At 70.0% G+C, this 17,546-nt stretch carries 18 protein-coding genes; 12 read left to right on the forward strand and 6 right to left on the reverse strand.

Annotation, left to right across the window (positions count from 1 at the left end; all coding sequences use genetic code 11):
• Positions 1 to 39: 39 nt before the first annotated feature.
• Complete coding sequence (locus tag DOS48_RS25335; protein WP_127118372.1) at positions 40 to 1,317, reverse strand: aminotransferase class V-fold PLP-dependent enzyme; 1,278 nt, start codon at positions 1,315 to 1,317, stop codon at positions 40 to 42.
• A 417-nt stretch (positions 1,318 to 1,734) separates the two neighbouring features.
• Here DOS48_RS25335 and hemC point away from each other — a divergent pair, with 417 nt between their 5' ends.
• The 4 genes from hemC to DOS48_RS25355 all read left to right on the forward strand — a co-directional run bounded on the left by hemC (position 1,735) and on the right by DOS48_RS25355 (position 5,167).
• Entirely contained in the window at positions 1,735 to 2,961 is a 1,227-nt protein-coding gene (hemC, locus tag DOS48_RS25340; protein WP_127118373.1) for a hydroxymethylbilane synthase, read from the forward strand.
• The gene (gene cobA, locus DOS48_RS25345) at positions 2,954 to 3,751 is read left to right on the forward strand and encodes a uroporphyrinogen-III C-methyltransferase (protein ID WP_127118374.1); all 798 of its coding nucleotides are present in this window, start codon (positions 2,954 to 2,956) and stop codon (positions 3,749 to 3,751) included. The genes hemC and cobA overlap by 8 nt, the downstream gene beginning before the upstream one ends.
• Positions 3,748 to 4,569, forward strand: a complete 822-nt coding sequence (locus DOS48_RS25350) for a uroporphyrinogen-III synthase (protein WP_127118375.1) — start codon at positions 3,748 to 3,750, stop codon at positions 4,567 to 4,569. Before cobA ends, DOS48_RS25350 begins: the two co-directional genes overlap by 4 nt.
• A 199-nt stretch (positions 4,570 to 4,768) precedes the next feature.
• Positions 4,769 to 5,167 carry a hypothetical protein gene (locus DOS48_RS25355; protein WP_127118902.1) on the forward strand — a complete coding sequence of 133 codons (399 nt, stop codon included), beginning with the start codon at positions 4,769 to 4,771 and terminating at the stop codon, positions 5,165 to 5,167.
• 25 nt (positions 5,168 to 5,192) lie between these two features.
• Here DOS48_RS25355 and glmM read toward each other — a convergent pair whose 3' ends face one another.
• Positions 5,193 to 6,554: a phosphoglucosamine mutase gene (gene glmM / locus DOS48_RS25360; RefSeq protein WP_127118376.1), complete on the reverse strand. Its 1,362-nt coding sequence runs from the start codon at positions 6,552 to 6,554 to the stop codon at positions 5,193 to 5,195.
• A 117-nt stretch (positions 6,555 to 6,671) separates the two neighbouring features.
• Between glmM and DOS48_RS25365 the strand changes: the two genes are divergently transcribed.
• Positions 6,672 to 7,274 (forward strand): hypothetical protein, encoded by a 603-nt coding sequence (locus DOS48_RS25365; RefSeq protein WP_127118377.1) that lies wholly within the window; start codon positions 6,672 to 6,674, stop codon positions 7,272 to 7,274.
• A 21-nt stretch (positions 7,275 to 7,295) separates the two neighbouring features.
• Here the strand turns inward: DOS48_RS25365 and DOS48_RS25370 are convergent, their stop codons facing one another.
• The 4 genes from DOS48_RS25370 to DOS48_RS25385 all read right to left on the reverse strand — a co-directional run bounded on the left by DOS48_RS25370 (position 7,296) and on the right by DOS48_RS25385 (position 9,691).
• Positions 7,296 to 7,904: a hypothetical protein gene (locus DOS48_RS25370; RefSeq protein ID WP_127118378.1), complete on the reverse strand. Its 609-nt coding sequence runs from the start codon at positions 7,902 to 7,904 to the stop codon at positions 7,296 to 7,298.
• A gap of 43 nt (positions 7,905 to 7,947) precedes the next feature.
• Positions 7,948 to 8,340: a hypothetical protein gene (locus tag DOS48_RS25375; protein WP_127118379.1), complete on the reverse strand. Its 393-nt coding sequence runs from the start codon at positions 8,338 to 8,340 to the stop codon at positions 7,948 to 7,950.
• Complete coding sequence (locus tag DOS48_RS25380) at positions 8,340 to 9,035, reverse strand: RAD55 family ATPase (protein ID WP_127118380.1); 696 nt, start codon at positions 9,033 to 9,035, stop codon at positions 8,340 to 8,342. The genes DOS48_RS25375 and DOS48_RS25380 overlap by 1 nt, the downstream gene beginning before the upstream one ends.
• A gap of 170 nt (positions 9,036 to 9,205) precedes the next feature.
• A complete protein-coding gene (locus DOS48_RS25385; RefSeq protein WP_127118381.1) occupies positions 9,206 to 9,691 on the reverse strand; it encodes a chemotaxis protein CheW in 486 nt (161 codons plus the stop codon).
• Positions 9,692 to 9,793: 102 nt separating this feature from the next.
• On the opposite strand from DOS48_RS25385, the gene cheB reads away from it, so the two are divergent.
• From cheB to DOS48_RS25420, 7 genes are all read left to right on the forward strand, one after another.
• Positions 9,794 to 10,903 carry a chemotaxis-specific protein-glutamate methyltransferase CheB gene (gene cheB, locus DOS48_RS25390; protein WP_193309276.1) on the forward strand — a complete coding sequence of 370 codons (1,110 nt, stop codon included), beginning with the start codon at positions 9,794 to 9,796 and terminating at the stop codon, positions 10,901 to 10,903.
• Entirely contained in the window at positions 10,903 to 13,161 is a 2,259-nt protein-coding gene (locus DOS48_RS25395) for a chemotaxis protein CheA (protein WP_127118383.1), read from the forward strand. The genes cheB and DOS48_RS25395 overlap by 1 nt, the downstream gene beginning before the upstream one ends.
• A complete protein-coding gene (locus DOS48_RS25400; RefSeq protein ID WP_127118384.1) occupies positions 13,158 to 13,967 on the forward strand; it encodes a protein-glutamate O-methyltransferase CheR in 810 nt (269 codons plus the stop codon). The genes DOS48_RS25395 and DOS48_RS25400 overlap by 4 nt, the downstream gene beginning before the upstream one ends.
• A complete protein-coding gene (locus tag DOS48_RS25405; RefSeq protein WP_127118385.1) occupies positions 13,967 to 15,181 on the forward strand; it encodes a HEAT repeat domain-containing protein in 1,215 nt (404 codons plus the stop codon). The genes DOS48_RS25400 and DOS48_RS25405 overlap by 1 nt, the downstream gene beginning before the upstream one ends.
• Positions 15,182 to 16,054 (forward strand): CheF family chemotaxis protein, encoded by an 873-nt coding sequence (locus DOS48_RS25410; RefSeq protein WP_127118386.1) that lies wholly within the window; start codon positions 15,182 to 15,184, stop codon positions 16,052 to 16,054. It begins immediately after the preceding gene.
• A gap of 63 nt (positions 16,055 to 16,117) precedes the next feature.
• On the forward strand, positions 16,118 to 16,831 hold the full coding sequence (locus DOS48_RS25415; RefSeq protein WP_127118387.1) for an HAD family hydrolase: 714 nt from the start codon (positions 16,118 to 16,120) through the stop codon (positions 16,829 to 16,831).
• Positions 16,828 to 17,511, forward strand: coding sequence for a class II aldolase/adducin family protein (locus tag DOS48_RS25420; protein ID WP_127118388.1), 684 nt, complete (start codon positions 16,828 to 16,830; stop codon positions 17,509 to 17,511). Before DOS48_RS25415 ends, DOS48_RS25420 begins: the two co-directional genes overlap by 4 nt.
• Positions 17,512 to 17,546 lie beyond the last annotated feature (35 nt).

The raw sequence follows: 17,546 nt of genomic DNA on the forward strand, positions 1-17,546 counted from the left end.
ACGCCCCCCACAGTGGTGGGGGCGGCTCGCGAGGCGCCGTCAGGCGAACAGGTCACGCGCCGCGCCGACGGCCTCGGTGAGCGCGTCGACCTCTTCGATGGTGTTGTACAGATAGAAGGAGGCGCGCGCCGAGGCCGCGACGCCGAGTTCGTCGTGGAGCGGCTGCGTGCAGTGGTCGCCGGCGCGGATCGCGACGCCGTAGTCGTTGAGGATACTGGACAGGTCGTGGGCGTGGACGCCCTCGACGTTGAACGCGACGAGCCCGCCGCGGTCGTCGCCCGGCGGGCCGTATATCTCCACGCCGTCCATCGCCGAGAGCTCGTCGTAGGCGTACTCGACGAGGAGGTCCTCGTGGGCCTGGACGTTCGCCATCCCGATCTCGTCGAGGTACTCGATCGCGGCCGCAAAGGCGATCCCCTGTGCGATCGACGGCGTCCCGGCCTCGAACTTCCACGGGAGGTCCTCCCACGTGGAGTCCTCGAAGGAGACGCGCCGGATCATGTCGCCGCCGTAGAGGTACGGCTGCATGTCGTCGAGGATCTCCTCGCGACCGTACAGCGCGCCGATGCCCGTGGGACCGCACATCTTGTGTGCCGAGAAGGCGAGGAAGTCGACCCCGAGGTCCTCTACGTCGACCGGGCGAGTCGGCACCGACTGCGCGCCGTCGGCGAAGACGTACGCGTCGTGGTCGTGTGCGAGGTCGGCCAGTTCCGAGAGGGGGTTGATCGTGCCCAGCGTGTTCGAGACGTGGACGACCGACACCATCTGCGTGTCGTCGTCGATGAGGCTCGCGGCGTGGTCCATGTCGAGCCGCCCCTCGTCGGTGACGTCGATGAAGCGCACGTCGGCGCCGGTGCGTTTGCCGATCTGCTGCCACGTCACCAGCGACGCGTGGTGTTCCATCTGCGAGAGGACGACGTTGTCGCCCGGCCCGAGCTCTTCGAGCCCCCACGCGTAGGCGACGAGGTTCATCGCCTCGGTCGTGTTCTTCGTGAAGATGACTTCCTCGCGGCCCGCGGCGCCGATGAAGTCGGCGACGGTGTCGTGTGCCTCCTCGTAGGCCACGGAGGCCTCCTGGCTCAACTGGTGGATCCCGCGGTGGACGTTGGCGTTGTAACTCCGGTAGTAGTCGGAGATGGTGTCGACGACGGGGTCCGGCGTCTGTGAGGTCGCCGCGTTGTCGAGGTAGACGAGCGGCGTGTCGTCGCTCGGGCCCTCGCCGGGTGACTCCGGATCGCCGCCGACCGACCGATCGAGGATCGGGAAATCGGCCCGGAGCGCCTCCACGTCGAACGGGTACTGCTCCTGAACTCCCATTGTCCGTGATTGGGTCCCGAACACTAACACACCTTCGGTCCGGCGGGTGTTGCGGGTGACTCGGACGCGGGTCGGCTTTTAAATAGAGCGCGCGGAGGCCGCCGCAACGCTCTGGGTCGTTCTCTGCAGCCGCGCGCCGTCTCGGCCTCACATCTCCTCAACCTCGCGCCTTCTCGCGCCTCCCCAGTCTCAATCCTCCCCAGTCTCACGCCTCCGCAACCTCGCGCCTCCCCAGCCTCGTCGCTCACTTCGTTCGCGACGCCCTCGCGCGTGCGACTCGCGGCCCGTCGGCCGCTCGCCGGCACGCGCCACCGCGGTTCATTTATAAGCGATCGCCCCGGAACGCTCCCGTCCGCCCGCCTCCCGGCCCGACGCCCGAACTAGTGCGCTTTTGAACGCGGGGGCCCGAGTTCGGGTATGACCGATACCCTCAGGCTCGCCACGCGCGGGTCGGATCTGGCCCTCCGACAGGCCGGAACCGTCCGCGACGCCCTGTCGAGCCGCCGACGCGACGTCGAACTTCGACGCGTCGAGACCCGCGGCGACCAGATCCCCGACGAGCTGATCCACCGCCTCGGCAAGACGGGGGCGTTCGTCCACGCGCTCGACGAGGAGGTCCGCGACGGCGACGCGGATCTGGCCGTCCACTCGCTGAAGGACGTACCCACCGAGGGGATAGCCGACATGGTGATCGCCGGCGTCCCCGAGCGCGCCCCCTCCGGCGACGTGGTCGTCAACCCCGACGGCCTCGGGATCGCTGACCTCCCGGCCGGCTCCGTGGTCGGAACCGGCTCGCTCCGCCGGACCGCCCAGATCAAGGCCGCGCGCCCGGACCTGGTCGTCGAACCGCTCCGCGGCAACGTCGACACCCGGATCGAGAAACTGCTCGCGCCCCGACTGCAGGCGGAACACGAGCGGCGGCTGATCGCGTCGGGCGAAGCGAGCGCGGCGACGGCAGCGAAGGGCGGCGACGACGGGGAAAACGAGGGCGGCGAGGCCGACGAGCCGAACTGGGACGCGCTCAGCGACGACGAGGACGGCGGAGACGACGCCGGCGAGGACGGTGAAGACGACGCGGACGACGCGGAAAGCGAGGTCGACGAGGAGTTCGACCGCACCGTCGAGGAGTGGTTCGACTCGCTCTCCGATCTCGAACGATCGGCCATGGAACGAAAGGTCGAGACGGAGTACGACGCCATCGTCCTCGCCGAGGCCGGCCTCCGGCGCTCGGAGCTGTTCTACGACGTGGAGACGACCCGCCTCCCGCGCGAGGAGTTCGTCCCGGCGGCCGGGCAGGGCGCCATCGCCGTCACCGCGACCGACCCGGACGTGGTCGAGGCGGTCCACTCGGCCATCGACCACCCGCGGACCCGCGTCGCCGTCACCGTCGAGCGCACGATCCTCGGCGAACTCAACGGGGGCTGTGTCGCCCCGATCGGCGTCTCGGCGCTCGTCCAGGGCGAACACGTCCACACCCGCGTTCGCGTGCTCTCGACCGACGGCACCGAGGAGGTGGCGGACACCCGCGATCTGCCGATCCGGTCGCACGCGAAGGCCGCCGAGGAGTTCGCGGCGGACTTGGCCGACCGCGGCGCCGCCGACCTGATCGAGGCCGCGCGCGAGGAGGCCGAGGTCGATGCGTGAGGGGGATGACGCGGGCGACGCGGTCGGCACCGTCTACCTCGTCGGCTCCGGACCCGGCGACCCGGACCTGCTGACGGTTCGAGCCGCCGAGCTGATCGAGTCGGCGGACGTGGTCCTCCACGACAAGCTTCCGGGCCCGGAGATACTCGGACGGATCCCGGAGGCGAAGCGCGAGGACGTGGGCAAACGCGCGGGCGGCGAGTGGACGCCTCAGGAGTACACGAACCGGCGGCTCGTCGAACTGGCACGCGAGGGGAACTCGGTCGTCCGGCTCAAGGGCGGCGACCCGTTCGTCTTCGGGCGCGGCGGCGAGGAGGCCGAACACCTCGCCGAGGCGGGGATCCCCTTCGAGATCGTTCCCGGCGTCACCTCCGCTATCGCGGGCCCCGCAGTCGCCGGAATCCCGGTCACCCACCGCGATCACGCGTCCTCCGTCTCGTTCGTCACGGGCCACGAGGACCCGACGAAAGAGGAGTCGGCGGTCGACTGGGACGCGCTCGCCGCGACCGGCGGCACCATCGTCGTGCTGATGGGCGTCGGCAAACTCCCGGCGTACACCGCGGAACTCCGCGAGGCCGGCCTCGCGGGCGACACCCCCGTGGCGCTGGTCGAGCGCGCGACGTGGCCCGACATGCGCGTCGCGACCGGCACCCTCGACACCATCGTCGACGTGCGCGACGAGGCGGAGATCGAACCCCCCGCGATCACCGTGATCGGCGACGTGGCCGCGACGCGCGAGCGGGTCGCCGAGTTCCTCGGAAACGACGCCGAGCGGGGTGAGACCCCGTGACCGACGAGCCCGACGGCGCGGGCGACGGCGCCGGCGACACTCCCCGCGTCGCCGCCTTCCGCCCCGACGACGAGCGGATCGCGGACGCGACGAGCCTCCTCGACTCGCTCGGCGCCGAACCGGTCGCCGACCCGATGCTCGCCGTCGAGTCGACGGGAGCGGTCCCCGAAGCGGCGCCCTACGTCGTCTTCACGAGCAAGACGGGCGTCGAGCTCGCGGCCGAGGCGGGGTGGACGCCGGGCGACGCGACGCTGGTCGCCATCGGCCCGTCCACCGCCGCCGCGGCCCGCGAGGCGGGATGGGCGGTCGACGTGGTGCCCGACGAGTACACCTCGGCCGGGCTGGTGGCGGCGCTCGAAGCGAGGGTCGACGGCGACCGGGTCGAGGTGGCCCGCTCGGACCACGGGAGCGACGTGCTCTTAGACGGGCTTCGGGAGGCCGGCGCGGACGTCCACGAAACGGTGCTGTACCGGCTCACGCGCCCGGAGACGGCCGGCGAGTCGGCGGAACTGGCGGCCGCCGGCGCCCTCGACGCCGCCGCGTTCACCTCGTCGCTCACGGTGACGCACTTCCTCGACGCCGCGGCCGAGCGCGGGGTCCGCGAGGCGGCGGTGGCCGGTCTCAACGACGCGGTCGTCGGGGCGATCGGTCCGCCGACCGCGGAGACGGCGGCCGACAGCGGCCTCGCTGTCGACGTGGTGCCCGACGACGCCGACTTCGAGGCGCTCGCGAGGGCGGTGGTCGACGCGGTGACGGGAGACGCGCGAGCGACGAAGCCCGGCGGGGCGGCGAGCGAGTCGGACCGGAGCGACGAGTAGTCGAGCTCTGCAGTTTCAGACACGTTACAGATTCTGATACCGGCTCAGGGCGTTCGCGGATTGAACGTGGCGAGAGGCGACAAGAGCCCGTATAGTCTATTTTAAACCCGTAATTATCTCGTTTGCGGATGCCGCCCCGAGTATCACTCCTGATATTTAAATGCGTGTGCTTATTTGCGGACGGATGCGACGGAGTAGCATGGAGCCGAGCGAACGATGGACGATCCGAGTCGACGACGGCGTGGTCGTCGTCGAGTTCCCGCACGGGACGCGGCTCTCGCCGTCGGACGGCGACACGCTGCTCGACCGCTGGCGGACGCTGATCGCCGAGCCACGGGTCGAGGCGGTCGTGCTCGTCGTGCGGACGGCGCGCACCTGCTCCGACGCCGCTCGCCGGACGCTCAGACTCGCCGCGCGGGGGGCCGCAGAGCGCGGCGTCTCGCGGTTCGCGGTGGTCGCAGAGCGACCCAAGCGGCGCTACCTCGAACAGACGATCGACATCGAGGGTATCGAGACCGAGCCGTTCAACGACGACGCGGCCGCGGTACGGTGGGCGAAGCACCCGGCCGAGCGGGCCGCAATCGTCGCCCCGGAGTAGGGCGAGCGGGCGGCTTCGGTGCTCTTTATCGGCCGCTCTCGACGGCGACGTACATGTCCGTCGCGAGCTGTTCGGCCCGGTCGGCGTCCGCGGACTCGGCGTAGATCCGGATCTTCGGCTCCGTGCCGGACGGCCGCACGAGCACCCACGCGTCCCCGTAGTCGAGCCGGTACCCGTCCGTGGTGTTCGGCGCCGCGTCCGCGGTCTCGACGTAGGCGCGCGCGGCCGACAGCATGTCGTCGCGCTCGTCCTCGCTCCCGTACTCGACGTTCCGCCGCACGAAGTGGTAGTCGGCGTAGGGCGCGACCGCCTCGCTGACGGGGCCGTCGGCCGCCGCGAGCAGTTCGAGGAAGCGCGCGCCGATGTACGCGCCGTCCCGCGAGAGCCGGTACGGCGGGAAGAACACCCCGCCGTTCCCCTCGCCGGCGATGGGGACGTTGACGCCCTCCTCGTGGAGTTCGCGGGTCCGCGTGATGATGTTCGTCGCGCCGATGGGCGTCAGTTCCAGGTCGGCGTCGTTGGCGTCGCAGATATCGACGAGCCGCTGTGAGACGTTCACCGCGCTGACGACGGCGTCGCCGGGCGAGAGACAGGCGTCAGCCATCGCCGCGAACGTGGTGTCGCCGTCGACGAACGAGCCGGTCTCGTCGACGAACACCGCCCGGTCGGCGTCGCCGTCGTGAGCGATCCCCACGTCCGCGTCGGTGGTCGCGACGAGCCGCCGCAGGGCTTCGAGGTTCTCCGGGACCGGCTCCGAGTTGCGGCCGGGGAAGTGGCCGTCCGGCGTCGCGTTCACGGTCACCACCTCACAGCCCAGTTCGCGGTAGATCCGCGGCGACGAGACCGACGCGGCCCCGTGGCCGGGGTCGACCGCCACGGTGAGGTCGGCGTCGGCGATCGATTCGGCGTCGACCGCGTCGATCAGCTGCTCGACGTAGTCGTCGACGGCGCCGTCGATCCGGGTCGTCGCGCCCGCGTTCTGCCAGTTCGCGTGGTCGTACTCGTCGTCGAGGACCCGCCGCTCGATGCGTTCGAGCACGTCGGTCGACAGTTCCACGCCGTCGGCGCCGACGAGTTTGATCCCGTTGAACTCCGGCGGGTTGTGCGAGGCGGTGACGAGCACGCACGGGACGCTGGTCGCCTCACAGTAGTTGCCGACCGCCGGCGTGGGGACCACGCCGAGCCGGTCGACGTCGCAGCCGACCGCGGCGAGCCCGCTCGCGGCGGCGTTGGCGAACAGCTCGCCGGTGGTGCGAGTGTCTCGGGCGACGGCGACCCGGTCGGCGTCCCAGGTCGTTCCGGCGGCCTTCGCGATTTCGAGGACGAGTTCCGGCGTGAGATACCGGAGCGCGACCCCGCGAATGCCGCTGGATCCGAACAGCTCCATGCGCAGCCATCCGCCGGCCGACGGGAAAGCGGTTCCGGACCGGGGTGGGCGCGCGACGCGCTGTCACGGTCCGCGCCGACGCGTGCGGTTCAAGCCCGGCGCGACCCAACGGGTCGCATGGAGCGCACGCGACGCGATCTGTTGACGACGAGCGCGGCGACCCTCAGCGCCGCCGGCGCGGTCGGCGTCGCCGGCTGCCTCGACTTCGCTGCGGGTGACGGGCCGCAGGGACCGGAGGGCGTCCCGGCGACGCTGACCTGCGAGGACGAGGCGTTCGTCCGGCTCACCCCGCCGTTCGAGGAGCCGGTCGAGGGGACGGTCGTCGACGCCGCGGGGACGCGGTTCGAACTGGCGACGGAGGGGAACGCCGAGACGTACGGCCAGTCGATGCGGCTCGTCCTCCGGAACACCGGCGACGAGGCGGCGACCATCCTCGGCAAACACGCCTACTCGTTCCAGCGCCGGACGGGCGAGGGGTGGCTCGACGTGCGAGGGTCGCCCACGGGCGAGGCCGTCTCTCTCCCGAGCGCCGAGGAGTCGTTCGACGCCGGGAGAGCGTTCATCTGGTCCATCGACCTCGAAGAGGCGGCCATCGCGTCGGCAGTCCCCGACCGGGAGTTGACCGTGTGTCCGCCGCTCGGCTCCGGAACGTACCGGTTCGTCTACTGGGGCATCCAGGACGGCCCGCCGCTCGGCGCCGAGTTCGAACTCGTCGGGTGAGCCGGCGACCCGGACGATTACTTAAAAAGAGATCCAGTCGGAGGGCTGGCCGACCCGCCCGCGAACGCGGAACTCCCGGCCGTCGCCTTCGACGCGCGTCTCGGCGATGACGTCGAACGGCTCGTGAAGCGTGTGGACCACCTGCTCGTCGTGAGCGGTCGAGTTGACCACGCCGACGAACGGCCACCCGACGCCGGAGGTCTGTGAGGTCATCACGCGGGTGAACCGGTAGATGCGTTCGGGCTCCCAGTACATCAGGAGCTGCGAGAGCGAGTAGATGCCGACGGCGCGGTCGCGCCCGGCGGACGACTCGACGATGTCGGTGAACTTGATGCCGATGTCGGTGAGGTTGCCCGCGCTGGCGACGTACTTGGTCGTCGGCGTGTCGTCGCGCTTGTCGCCCTGCTCGTGTGTCACGCAGTCGACGACGACCGCGTCCTCGCCGGCGCGGCCGGTGATCGCCTCGTAGTCGTCGCGGACCTTCTCCGCGGTGCGGCCGGTGGAGATGATGACCGGCGCCGTCGACCACTCGGCGAGCAGGCGGTTGAACAGGTCGTACTTCCCGCTCATCGGCGGCCCGGTGACGAGCACGCTGTCGGCGTCACGGACAGCGTCGGGAAGCATACTCATTTGTGTGAGTTGAGTGGGTTTACGGTAAAACCCTTCCGAGGAATCACTTCCGGAGCATCGACGGGAAGTCGAGCGACGACGGCGGGCCTTCGCGGGGCCGTCGCGTGAGTGTCAGTTCTGTTATCGCGCCGGGGAGCGCGGCCGAGATGGGCGCCCCGCGCGGCGAGCCGGCGCCGTCGACCAGCGTCTTCCAGACCTCCTCGGCGCTGTCGGCGTCGGCCGACGCGGCGGCTTCGAGCGCCTCGGTTCGTCCCTCGTCGTACGCGAGTTCGATCAGGCTTCGGTCGTAGGCGTTCTCGAAGGCGTCCAAGACCCGCTCCAGTTCGGTCGGGCGGCTGCTTCCCACCCCGTCGGCGACGCCGAGCGCGAACGCCCGGTCGACCGCCTCCTTGCGGGTGAGGTCGTCCCACTCCGTGCCGAACGTTCGGTCGTACATCACTGTCTCACCGTCGCGGCCGAGCCGACTCGGAGCCCGCCGTCGGTGAACTCGACGTCTTGAATGTCCGTGTTGACGTCGGTCCCGCGCATCTTCAACACCTGAATCCCGCGGGTCATACCCTCGTCTTCGAGGTAGTTGTGCATGAAGACGACGCCGTGCGCGAGGTAGTGTTCCTCCGAGTAGGCGCTCGGATCGGTCATCTCGGAGATGAGCAGCGTGGTCGCGTCGGTCCGCTTCAACGAGGAGAGCAGCTGGATCATCGTGTCCTCGTCGTCGTCGAGGAGGAACCGCAACAGCATCGTCGAGTCGAAGACGACGCGGTCGATGTCCCGAGAGTTGATGAAGCCGGTGAGCCGGTTCGTCACGCCCGAGTGGTCCCGTCGCTCGCCCGGTAACCCGAAGAACCGGCGCCCGTCGGACGAGAACGAATCGAGGAAGGTGACGCGGTCGGTGTCGAGCGCCCGGTCGAACCCGAAGTCGTACTCGCCCATGTCGCGCCGGATCCCCTCCTTCGTCTCGTGCATGCTGATGTACAGCACGTCTTCGCCGTTGCGGGCGCCCTCCGCGGCGAACTGAGAACAGAACGTCGTTTTGCCGCTGCCCGGCGGACCGCTCACAACGTAGAGGCGATGCTCCGGGAACCCGCCGTCGACGAGATCGTCAAACCCAGGGACGCCGCTTGAGGCGCGCATACGGCTAGAAAATGTTGGTCGCCCAATAAGCCTTGCCGCCCGGTTCTCACGGCTGAGAACCGTTTCGGGGGATAGCGAGAGAGTGGGATTCGGGGAATGGCGAGAGAGCGGAAGTGAGACGTGGCTGCCCGGCTGGAGCGCCGCGGTGGACCGGCGACGGATCGACCAAGTTACGCGTCGTCGCCCTCGTCGCCGAGGTCGGCGTCGAGGTCCTCGATGTCGTCGATGTCGTCGACGTCCGGGGAGACCCAGACCACGAACCGGTCGTCGGATTTGACGATCCCGTTGACGCCCTCGTCGTTGACGGTCGTCGTCTGGTCGACGTCTTCCGGCGCGACGTCGCGGACCTGGAACACCTCGTCGACCATCCAGCCGACGGTGCCGCCCTCGTCGATCTCGGCGTCGTCGAACACGACGATTCGCTCGCGGGGCCCCTCCTCGTCGATGGAGAAGAGCGTCTTCGGGTCGACGATCGTCGTCGTGCGACCCCGCAGATCCATGACGCCCTCGACGTGGTCGGGGGAGTTGGGGATACGGGTGAGCTCGCCGGCGTCGACGATCTCGTCGATGACGCCGATGTCTAAACAGTACGTCCCGTCGCCCAGCCCGAACTCCAGTACCTTCGTCGGTTCGGCCTCCGTTTCCATGGCTGCCATGGAAGCAACTGCAGTGACGGTGCCAATAACCGTGTCCCCTGAATTATCAGCCGTGATTACCGGGTCCGTGCATTTATGCTGAGTCTGGGCGCGTTTTCGGACATGAGCAGGACGACGGACCGGCGCGGTGGTCGCGACGACGCGTTGCGGGTCGTCGTCGTCGACGACTCGCCGTTCATGCGAGGGTTGATCTCCGACCTCTTGACCGACGCGGGGGTCGCGGTCGTCGGAGAGGCGGGGGACGGCGCCGAGGCGCTGTCGGTGATAGACGAGACGCGTCCGGACGTCGTGACGATGGACGTCGAAATGCCAGGCATGGGGGGATTAGAGGCCGTCGAGCGGCTGATGGACGAGACCCCGACGCCGGTGTTGATGCTCTCGGCGCACACCGCCGAGGGCGCCGAGGTGACCTTCGAGGCGCTCGAACGCGGCGCCGTCGACTTCTTCTCGAAACCCGGCGGCGAGGTCTCGGCCGGCGTCTCGCGCGAGTCGGACCGGCTCGTCGAGGCCGTCCGGTCGGTCGCCGACGCCGACCTCGCCGCGGCGACCCGCGACCGGCGCGAACGGGCGGCCGGGAAGGGCCCGGAAACGACCGCGTCGGCGGCGTCGACGGGCACCGCGTCCCCCGCGACCTCCGAGGTCGACGGCCCGCTGACGGTCGTCATCGCCGCCTCGACCGGGGGGCCGAACGCGGTGGAACGAGTCATGTCGGCGCTGCCGATGACCGACTGTCGGATCGTCATCGTCCAACATATGCCCGAAGCGTTCACCTCGCGGTTCGCCGACCGGCTGGACGAAGCATCGGCGTACGACGTGCGCGAGGCGAGCGACGGCGCCCGGATCGGCTCCGGCGAGGCGCTCGTCGCCCGCGGCGGGAGCCACACGCGGATCGACAGCTACCGAGCGGGACGGCTCCGGATCAAACTCGTCGACGACGACTCGCAGTCGGTGACGCCGGCCGCGGACGTGACGATGCGGTCGGCGGCCGAGGTCGTCGACGGCCCGCTCGTCGGCGTCGTGTTGACCGGGATGGGGGCCGACGCCTCCGACGGAATCCGCGCGATGGCCGACGCGGGAGCGCGGACCATCGCACAGAGCGAGGACACCTGCGTCATCTACGGGATGCCGAAACGCGCGGTCGAGACGGGCGGTGTCGGCACCGTGTGCGATCTCGACGACGTGGCCACCGCGATCGTCGGGGGTGAGGCCTGATGGACTCCCACCGCGCCGCGTTCGTCGCCGAGGCCGAAGACGGGATCACGGACCTGAACAACGCCCTCCTCGCCCTCGAAGCCGACCCCGAGGACAGCGAGGCGATGGACGACGTGTTCCGGGTCGCACACACCTTAAAAGGAAACGCCGCGGCGATGGGGTACGAGGACGTCTCCGACTTCGGACACGCCCTCGAAGACTTGCTCGACGCGGTCCGACAGGGCGAGCGCGAGGTGACGCCGGAGCTGATGGACCTGCTCTTCGAGGGGGTCGACACTGTCGAGGCGATGGTGTCGGAGATAGCCGACACCGGCGAGATCTCGACTGACCCCTCGGACCTCGAAGGCCGTCTCCGCGAGATGGAGGAGCACGGAACCGTCGGCGGCGGTACCGACGACGGCGCTGACGCGGACGGCGAGGTCGACGACGGGGAACTGGACGACTCCGACGGCGCTAACGACGACGACGAAAGCGAAGCCGAGGAGGAACAGGATGCCGTTTCCGTCACCGATCTCCCGGACGCAGCGGCGTCCCTCGACGCCCCGGTCGTCTACGCCGACGTGACGATCGGCGAGAGTTCGATGGCGGGCGTCGACGCCGCGCTCGTGTTACAGGCGCTCGACGGGCAGTTCGACGGGTACGTGACCGTTCCCGACGCCGAGTCGCTGGAAGACGGGGAGTACGACGAGGGGTTCGACGTGTTCGTCGCCGACTCCGACCCCGACGTCGTCGCGGAGGGGCTCGGCGCGCTCACGCAGGTCGAGTCGATCGCGACGGCGTTCGCCGACGGCGAGGCGGACGCACCGGCCGAGACGGGCGAAACGGACGCATCGGCCGAGACGGGCGAAACGGACGCATCGGCCGAGCCGGTCGAGGCATCGAGCGAGGCGGGCGAGACGGCAGCCGACGAGGACGCCGGCGCCGACGATACCGAAGACGACGACACCGACGAACCGGCGGCAGAGACCACAGAGGAGGACGACAGCGCGTCCGACACCGGCTCCGACCCCAAGTCCGGCTCCGACTCCAAGTCCGGCGACGAGATCAAATCGATCCGGGTCGACGTCGATCAGGTCGACGAGCTGTACGGGCTCGTCGAGCAGCTGGTGACGAGTCGGATCAAGCTCCGACGCGAGCTCGAGGAGTTGAACGCCCAGTCGGACGCGTTGGACGAACTCGACAAGCTCGCGTCCAGCCTGCAGGACACCGCGATGGACATGCGGCTCATCCCGTTCTCGCAGGTGTCCGACTCGTTCCCGCGGCTCGTTCGCGACATCTCGCGGGACCTCGACAAGCGGATCGACTTCGACATCGAGGGCGACGACGTGGAGCTCGACCGCACCATCCTCACGGAGATGCGCGACCCGCTCGTCCACGTCCTGCGGAACGCGGTCGACCACGGTATCGAGTCGCCGGAAGCGCGCGAGGCCGCCGGGAAGGAGCCGACCGGGCACGTCAGGCTCACCGCCGAGCGCGAGCGCGACCACGTGATCATCGAGGTCGCGGACGACGGCGGCGGGCTCGACCCCGACCAACTGCGCGAGAAGGCCGTCGACGAGGGCGTCAAGACCCGAGAGGCGGTCGAGGCCATGGAGGACGACGAGGTGTACGACCTCGTGTTCCACCCCGGCTTCTCCACCGCGGAGGAGGTGACGGACGTCTCCGGGCGCGGCGTCGGCATGGACGTGGTCCGAACGACGGCCCGCGACCTCGACGGCTCCGTCTCGGTCGAGAGCGACCCCGGCGAGGGGACGACGGTCCGGTTCCGGCTCCCCGTCACCGTCGCCATCGTGAAGGTGATGTTCGTCGACGTGGGCGGGACGGAGTACGGGATCCCGATCAAGTCGATCGCCGAGGTCGCCCGCGCGGACGGCATCGAGGAGGTCCACGGCGACGAGATCGTCCGCCACGAGGAGGATCTCTACCCCGTGATCCGGCTGGAAGACCGGCTGGAGAACGCGGGCGCCGCCGTCGCGGAGGCGGGGGCCGGAAGCGACGAGACGGCGGTCGGCGAGGGCGACCCCGAGACGGCTTCCGCGTCGGCTACCACCGACGGCGGCGTGACCGACGACGGGATGCTCGTGCGGATCCGCGAGGAGACGCGACAGGTCGCGCTCCACTGCGACGCCGTACTCGATCAGGAGGAGGTCGTCGTGAAACCGCTCGACGGGCCGTTGTCGGGGACGCCGGGGCTCAGCGGCACGGCGGTCCTCGGCGACGGCGACGTCGTTGCCGTCCTCGACGTGGTGAGCCTATGAGCGGCGAGAGCGAGACCCCGTTCGAGGGAGTCCTCAGACAGATCGACGACACCGTCCCGTTCGAACCGGGGTACTACAACGAGTCGTACCTCGACCGGCGGATCACCGCTCGGATGCGGCGGCGCGACACCGAGTCGCACGCCGAGTACGAGCGCCTGCTCCGGGAGGACAGCGACGAGCGCGAGGCGCTGATGGACGCGCTCACGATCAACGTGACGGAGTTCTTCCGGAACCCGGAGATGTGGGACGTGCTCCGCGACGTGCTCCGCGAGCGAACGAGCGAGCAGCGCCGAGTCCGCGTCTGGTCGGCGCCGTCGGCTGACGGTCGGGAGCCGTACTCCGTCGCGATGCTGGCCTGTGACGACCCCGAGATCGACGAGTCGCGCGTCGAGGTGCTCGGCTCGGACATCAGCGAGGAGGCGCTCGACAGCGCCCGAACCGGCACGTACCACACCACTCGGACGACCGACATCGCCGAGGAGTTGGCGCCGCTCTCGGACCCCGACCGCTACGTGGAGCGCAACGAGGACACCTTTCAGGTCCGGCCGGCGGTCCAGCGGCTCGTGACCTTCGAGACGCACGACCTGATCCGGGACGGCGCGCGCGACCCCTTCGACGTGGTGCTGTGTCGGAACCTGTTGATCTACATCGACGTCGACCACAAGGGGGCGCTTTTCGACACGCTGGAGGCGTCGCTCGTCGAGGACGGCGTCCTCGTCCTCGGGATGACCGAGAGCGTCCCCCCGGACCGCTCGGACAGATACGAGCCGATAGACAAGCGGCGGCGGGTGTTTCGGAGGGTCTGATGTCGCTGTACCAGCACGCCCGAGACGGGAACGCCGAGCGTCTCAGGGACGCCATGGGCAGCGACAGCCCCGCGGTCCGGAAGCGCGGCGCCGAGTTCCTCGGCGAGGTCGCCGACCCGAGCGACCAGGCGTCCATCGACGTGCTCTTGCGCGCTGCGACCAGCGACGACGACCCGGAGGTCCGCGGGGCCGCGGTCGACGCCCTCGACGAAGTCGGCGAGGGCGCGCTCGAACAGCTGCTCTCCGAGCTCACGGGCACGAGCCAGTCGGAGGCCGAGTGGGTCACCGCCCGGAAGTTCGCCCGCGCGCTGCAGGCCGACCGCCCGGAGCTCCGGATGGCCGCCGCCAAGGCGCTCGGGCGGCTCGACGACGCGAGCGGCCTCCAACACCTCATCGAGGCGCTGACCGACGAGGACCCTCGCGTCAGGCTCCGCGCGTGTCAGGCCTGCGGGACCTTCGCCGACCCGCGAGCGGTGCCCGGACTGTCGGAGCGGCTCGAAAGCGACGGCGAGTTGAAGGTCCGCCGGTCGGCCGCCAACGCCCTCGCGAACGTCGGCACCGATCAGGCGCTCGCGCCGCTGCTCGGCCTGCTCGAAGAGAGCGACGAGTCGCTCCGGCGAATCGCCGCCGGCGCGCTCGGGAAGGCGAACAACCCGGAACCGGTCGAGCCGCTGGCCCGCGCGCTCGGCGACGAGAGCGCGGTGGTGCGCAACGCCGCGGTGTACTCGATCATCGAACTGCTCTCGAACGTCCCGACCCAGCAGAGCCACGCGGTCCGCGACCGGGTCGTCTCCGAGCTGAAACAGGCCGACGACGAGACCGTCGTCGAACCGCTCGTCGAGATCCTCACCGACGGCCAACAGAACCGCCAGCGCCGGAACGCGGCGTGGATCCTCGGTCGGGTCGCCGAGCCGGACTCGGCGCTCGCCGTCGAGGCGCTCGCCGACGCGCTCGCCGACGAGGATCCGCAGGCCGCACAGTTCGCGGCCACCAGCCTCAAGAGCCTCGGCGGGCCGATAGTCGAGGACCGACTGTTAGACCGACTCGGCACCGAACACCCCGAAGACGCCCGCGCGAAGGCGGTGTTCGTCCTCGGGCAGATCGGCGGCCAGGAGACGCTCAATCGCTTAGAGGAGTTCACCGACGACGACAGCTCCGCGGTCCGGAAGCGGGTGTTCTCGGCGGTTTCGAAGCTCCGGGCGGGGGGACCCTAAATGTCGGGCGGAAGCGGCGAGTACAAGGTCGCCGACACGCAGGCGCGGTTCGCGGTCGCCGTCCGCGACGGGCGGAAGGTGAGCGACGTCTCGTGGACGCCGGGCCGCGTGCTCCTGTCGAACCGCCGGCTGATACTGGCCGGCAACGACGGGAAGCGCACGGTTCCGCTCTCGAAGCTCCAAGGGCTCGGGGGGCGGCACGACGCCAACCAGTCGGTCGCGCGCGTGTCGAACTACGTCAGCTTCGACCTCGGCGATCAGGTGCTGCTCGTGGCCGCCTCGGACCACGAGTCGTTCGAACTCAACGTCTACCGGGCGCTGCTCGACCAGCGGACCGTGACCGCGAAACACCCCGCGATCGAGGGCGGCGTCGTCCAGGAGACCCAGTGGGAGCAAGCGCGGGTGAAGATCGACGAGAACGGGCTCAACGCCGCCCTCGAAAGCGGCGCGTTCGTGAAGTTCGACCTCGACGACATCAGCGGGCTCGACGCCGCGAAACGCACCGTCAACGGCGACAAGAAGCCGGTGATCGAGGTCTCACACACCGACGACGAGGGGACGAGCATCGAGACCCACCTCGCCGGCGACCCCAACCGGATGCGGTTCGTCGAGGCGTGGCTCCGGAAGGGAGAGGAGCGCTCGTCGACGAACGTCGACCTCTCCAGCCGCGACAGGGAGGTGTTGATGGCGCTGTACTCCGGGGTCTCGCCGTTCGAGATCCCGTCGTTCCTCGGGATGGACGTCGACGCCGTCGAGGAGACGTTCGAACGGCTCGTCGAACTCGAAGTGGTCGAGGAGGTGCGCGTGCGCCGCGAGGTGGCGCTCAACTCCCGCGGCCGCAACATCGCCAGCGAGGCGATGAACGAACAGTAGCGGTTCGAGACGCCGCCGGAGCCGTCGAATCACGCTTAAGTCGCGGCCCGACCGAGGACGCGTATGAGCTACGAGGCGGTGTGCTTTGACCTCGATAACACCCTGTACCCGTACGCCCCCTGCAACGAGGCGGGCAAGCGGGCCGCGCTCGAAGCGTTCCGCGAGCGAGGGTACGAGATGGACCGCGAGGCGTTCGACGAGCTGTACGCGACCGCACGACGAGAGGCAAAACGAGAGGTGCGCGGGACCGCCGCGTCTCACAGCCGCCACATCTACTTTTCGCGCGCACTGGAGCGTCACGCCGACGAACACGACGCTGCCGACGCGCTGGCGATCGGCGACGCCTACTGGGAGGGGTACGCGAGCGAGATGTCGCTCTGTGACGGCGTCGAGCGCGTCTTCGACTCACTCGCCGCGGCGGGCGTCGAAGTCGCCGTCGTGACCAACCTCACCACGCGCGTCCAGCTGCAGAAGCTCTCGCGGCTCGCGATCGACGACCGGATCGACCGGCTTGTCACCTCCGAGGCGGTGGGCAGAGAGAAGCCGAGCGCGCTCCCCTTCACGACCGCGCTCGCGGCGTTCGACCGCCGGCCGAGCGAGGCGCTCATGGTCGGGGACAACGCCGACGCCGACGTGGCCGGGGCGAACGCGGTCGGGATGGACACCGCGCTGTTCGTCGCCGACGGCGAGACGCCGGCCCGCGAGGACCTCCCGGACCACCAGCAGCCGGACTACCGGCTCGACGCGTTCGCCGAGCTGACGGAGGTGGCGGCGTGACCCGCGACGACGCGTCGCCCGCCGATCCGGACCTCCTCCGCGACGCCCGCGAGGCCGTGGTGGCGTACGCGCCGGCGCTCGCGGACCTGACGCCCGGCCGGACCGGGAACCTGAGCGTCCGCGATGGTGATCATGTCGCCGTGACTCCCACCGGCGTCCCGTACGACTCCTTCGACGCGACCGACGTGCCGGTCGTCTCGCTGGACGGCGAACGGCTCGCCGGGCGGATGGCGCCGTCGAGCGAGGTGCCGATGCACACGGGTATTTATAAACACGACCGGCCGGGCGCGATCGTCCACACCCACTCGCCGTGGGCGACCACGATGGCGACGCTCCACCAGAAACTCCCCCCGATTCACTACATGATCGCCGCCGTGGGCCGGGAGGTCCCGCTGGCCGACTACGCGCCGTACGGCACCGAAGAACTCGCCGCGAACGTCGTGGCCGCGATGGGCGAGGCGGACGCCGACGCCGCGATCCTCGCCAATCACGGGCTCGTCGTCACCGGGCCGGACGTCGAGACGGCCGTCGAGAACACCCGCCACGTCGAGGACATCTGTCGGCTCTACCTCCGGTCGTCGGCGGTCGGCGAGCCGCACGTCCTCTCGGACGAGCAGATGGCGACCGTCGAAGAGCGGTTCGAGAGCTACGGGCAACAGCCGGGCGACGACGAGAACTGACCGACGACGGGTGGCGGCCCGGCACGGCGACGGCA

Source organism: Halorubrum sp. PV6 (assembly GCF_003990725.2).
GTDB lineage: Archaea > Halobacteriota > Halobacteria > Halobacteriales > Haloferacaceae > Halorubrum.

Excerpts from the sequence above, each read along its gene's own strand:
- DOS48_RS25335 (WP_127118372.1), bottom strand. The coding sequence starts at position 1,317 with ATGGGAGTTCAGGAGCAGTACCCGTTCGACGTGGAGGCGCTCCGGGCC.
- hemC (WP_127118373.1), top strand. The coding sequence starts at position 1,735 with ATGACCGATACCCTCAGGCTCGCCACGCGCGGGTCGGATCTGGCCCTC.
- cobA (WP_127118374.1), top strand. The coding sequence starts at position 2,954 with ATGCGTGAGGGGGATGACGCGGGCGACGCGGTCGGCACCGTCTACCTC.
- DOS48_RS25355 (WP_127118902.1), top strand. The coding sequence starts at position 4,769 with ATGGAGCCGAGCGAACGATGGACGATCCGAGTCGACGACGGCGTGGTC.
- glmM (WP_127118376.1), bottom strand. The coding sequence starts at position 6,554 with ATGGAGCTGTTCGGATCCAGCGGCATTCGCGGGGTCGCGCTCCGGTAT.
- DOS48_RS25365 (WP_127118377.1), top strand. The coding sequence starts at position 6,672 with ATGGAGCGCACGCGACGCGATCTGTTGACGACGAGCGCGGCGACCCTC.
- DOS48_RS25370 (WP_127118378.1), bottom strand. The coding sequence starts at position 7,904 with ATGAGTATGCTTCCCGACGCTGTCCGTGACGCCGACAGCGTGCTCGTC.
- DOS48_RS25375 (WP_127118379.1), bottom strand. The coding sequence starts at position 8,340 with ATGTACGACCGAACGTTCGGCACGGAGTGGGACGACCTCACCCGCAAG.
- DOS48_RS25380 (WP_127118380.1), bottom strand. The coding sequence starts at position 9,035 with ATGCGCGCCTCAAGCGGCGTCCCTGGGTTTGACGATCTCGTCGACGGC.
- DOS48_RS25385 (WP_127118381.1), bottom strand. The coding sequence starts at position 9,691 with ATGGCAGCCATGGAAACGGAGGCCGAACCGACGAAGGTACTGGAGTTC.
- cheB (WP_193309276.1), top strand. The coding sequence starts at position 9,794 with ATGAGCAGGACGACGGACCGGCGCGGTGGTCGCGACGACGCGTTGCGG.
- DOS48_RS25395 (WP_127118383.1), top strand. The coding sequence starts at position 10,903 with ATGGACTCCCACCGCGCCGCGTTCGTCGCCGAGGCCGAAGACGGGATC.
- DOS48_RS25400 (WP_127118384.1), top strand. The coding sequence starts at position 13,158 with ATGAGCGGCGAGAGCGAGACCCCGTTCGAGGGAGTCCTCAGACAGATC.
- DOS48_RS25405 (WP_127118385.1), top strand. The coding sequence starts at position 13,967 with ATGTCGCTGTACCAGCACGCCCGAGACGGGAACGCCGAGCGTCTCAGG.
- DOS48_RS25410 (WP_127118386.1), top strand. The coding sequence starts at position 15,182 with ATGTCGGGCGGAAGCGGCGAGTACAAGGTCGCCGACACGCAGGCGCGG.
- DOS48_RS25415 (WP_127118387.1), top strand. The coding sequence starts at position 16,118 with ATGAGCTACGAGGCGGTGTGCTTTGACCTCGATAACACCCTGTACCCG.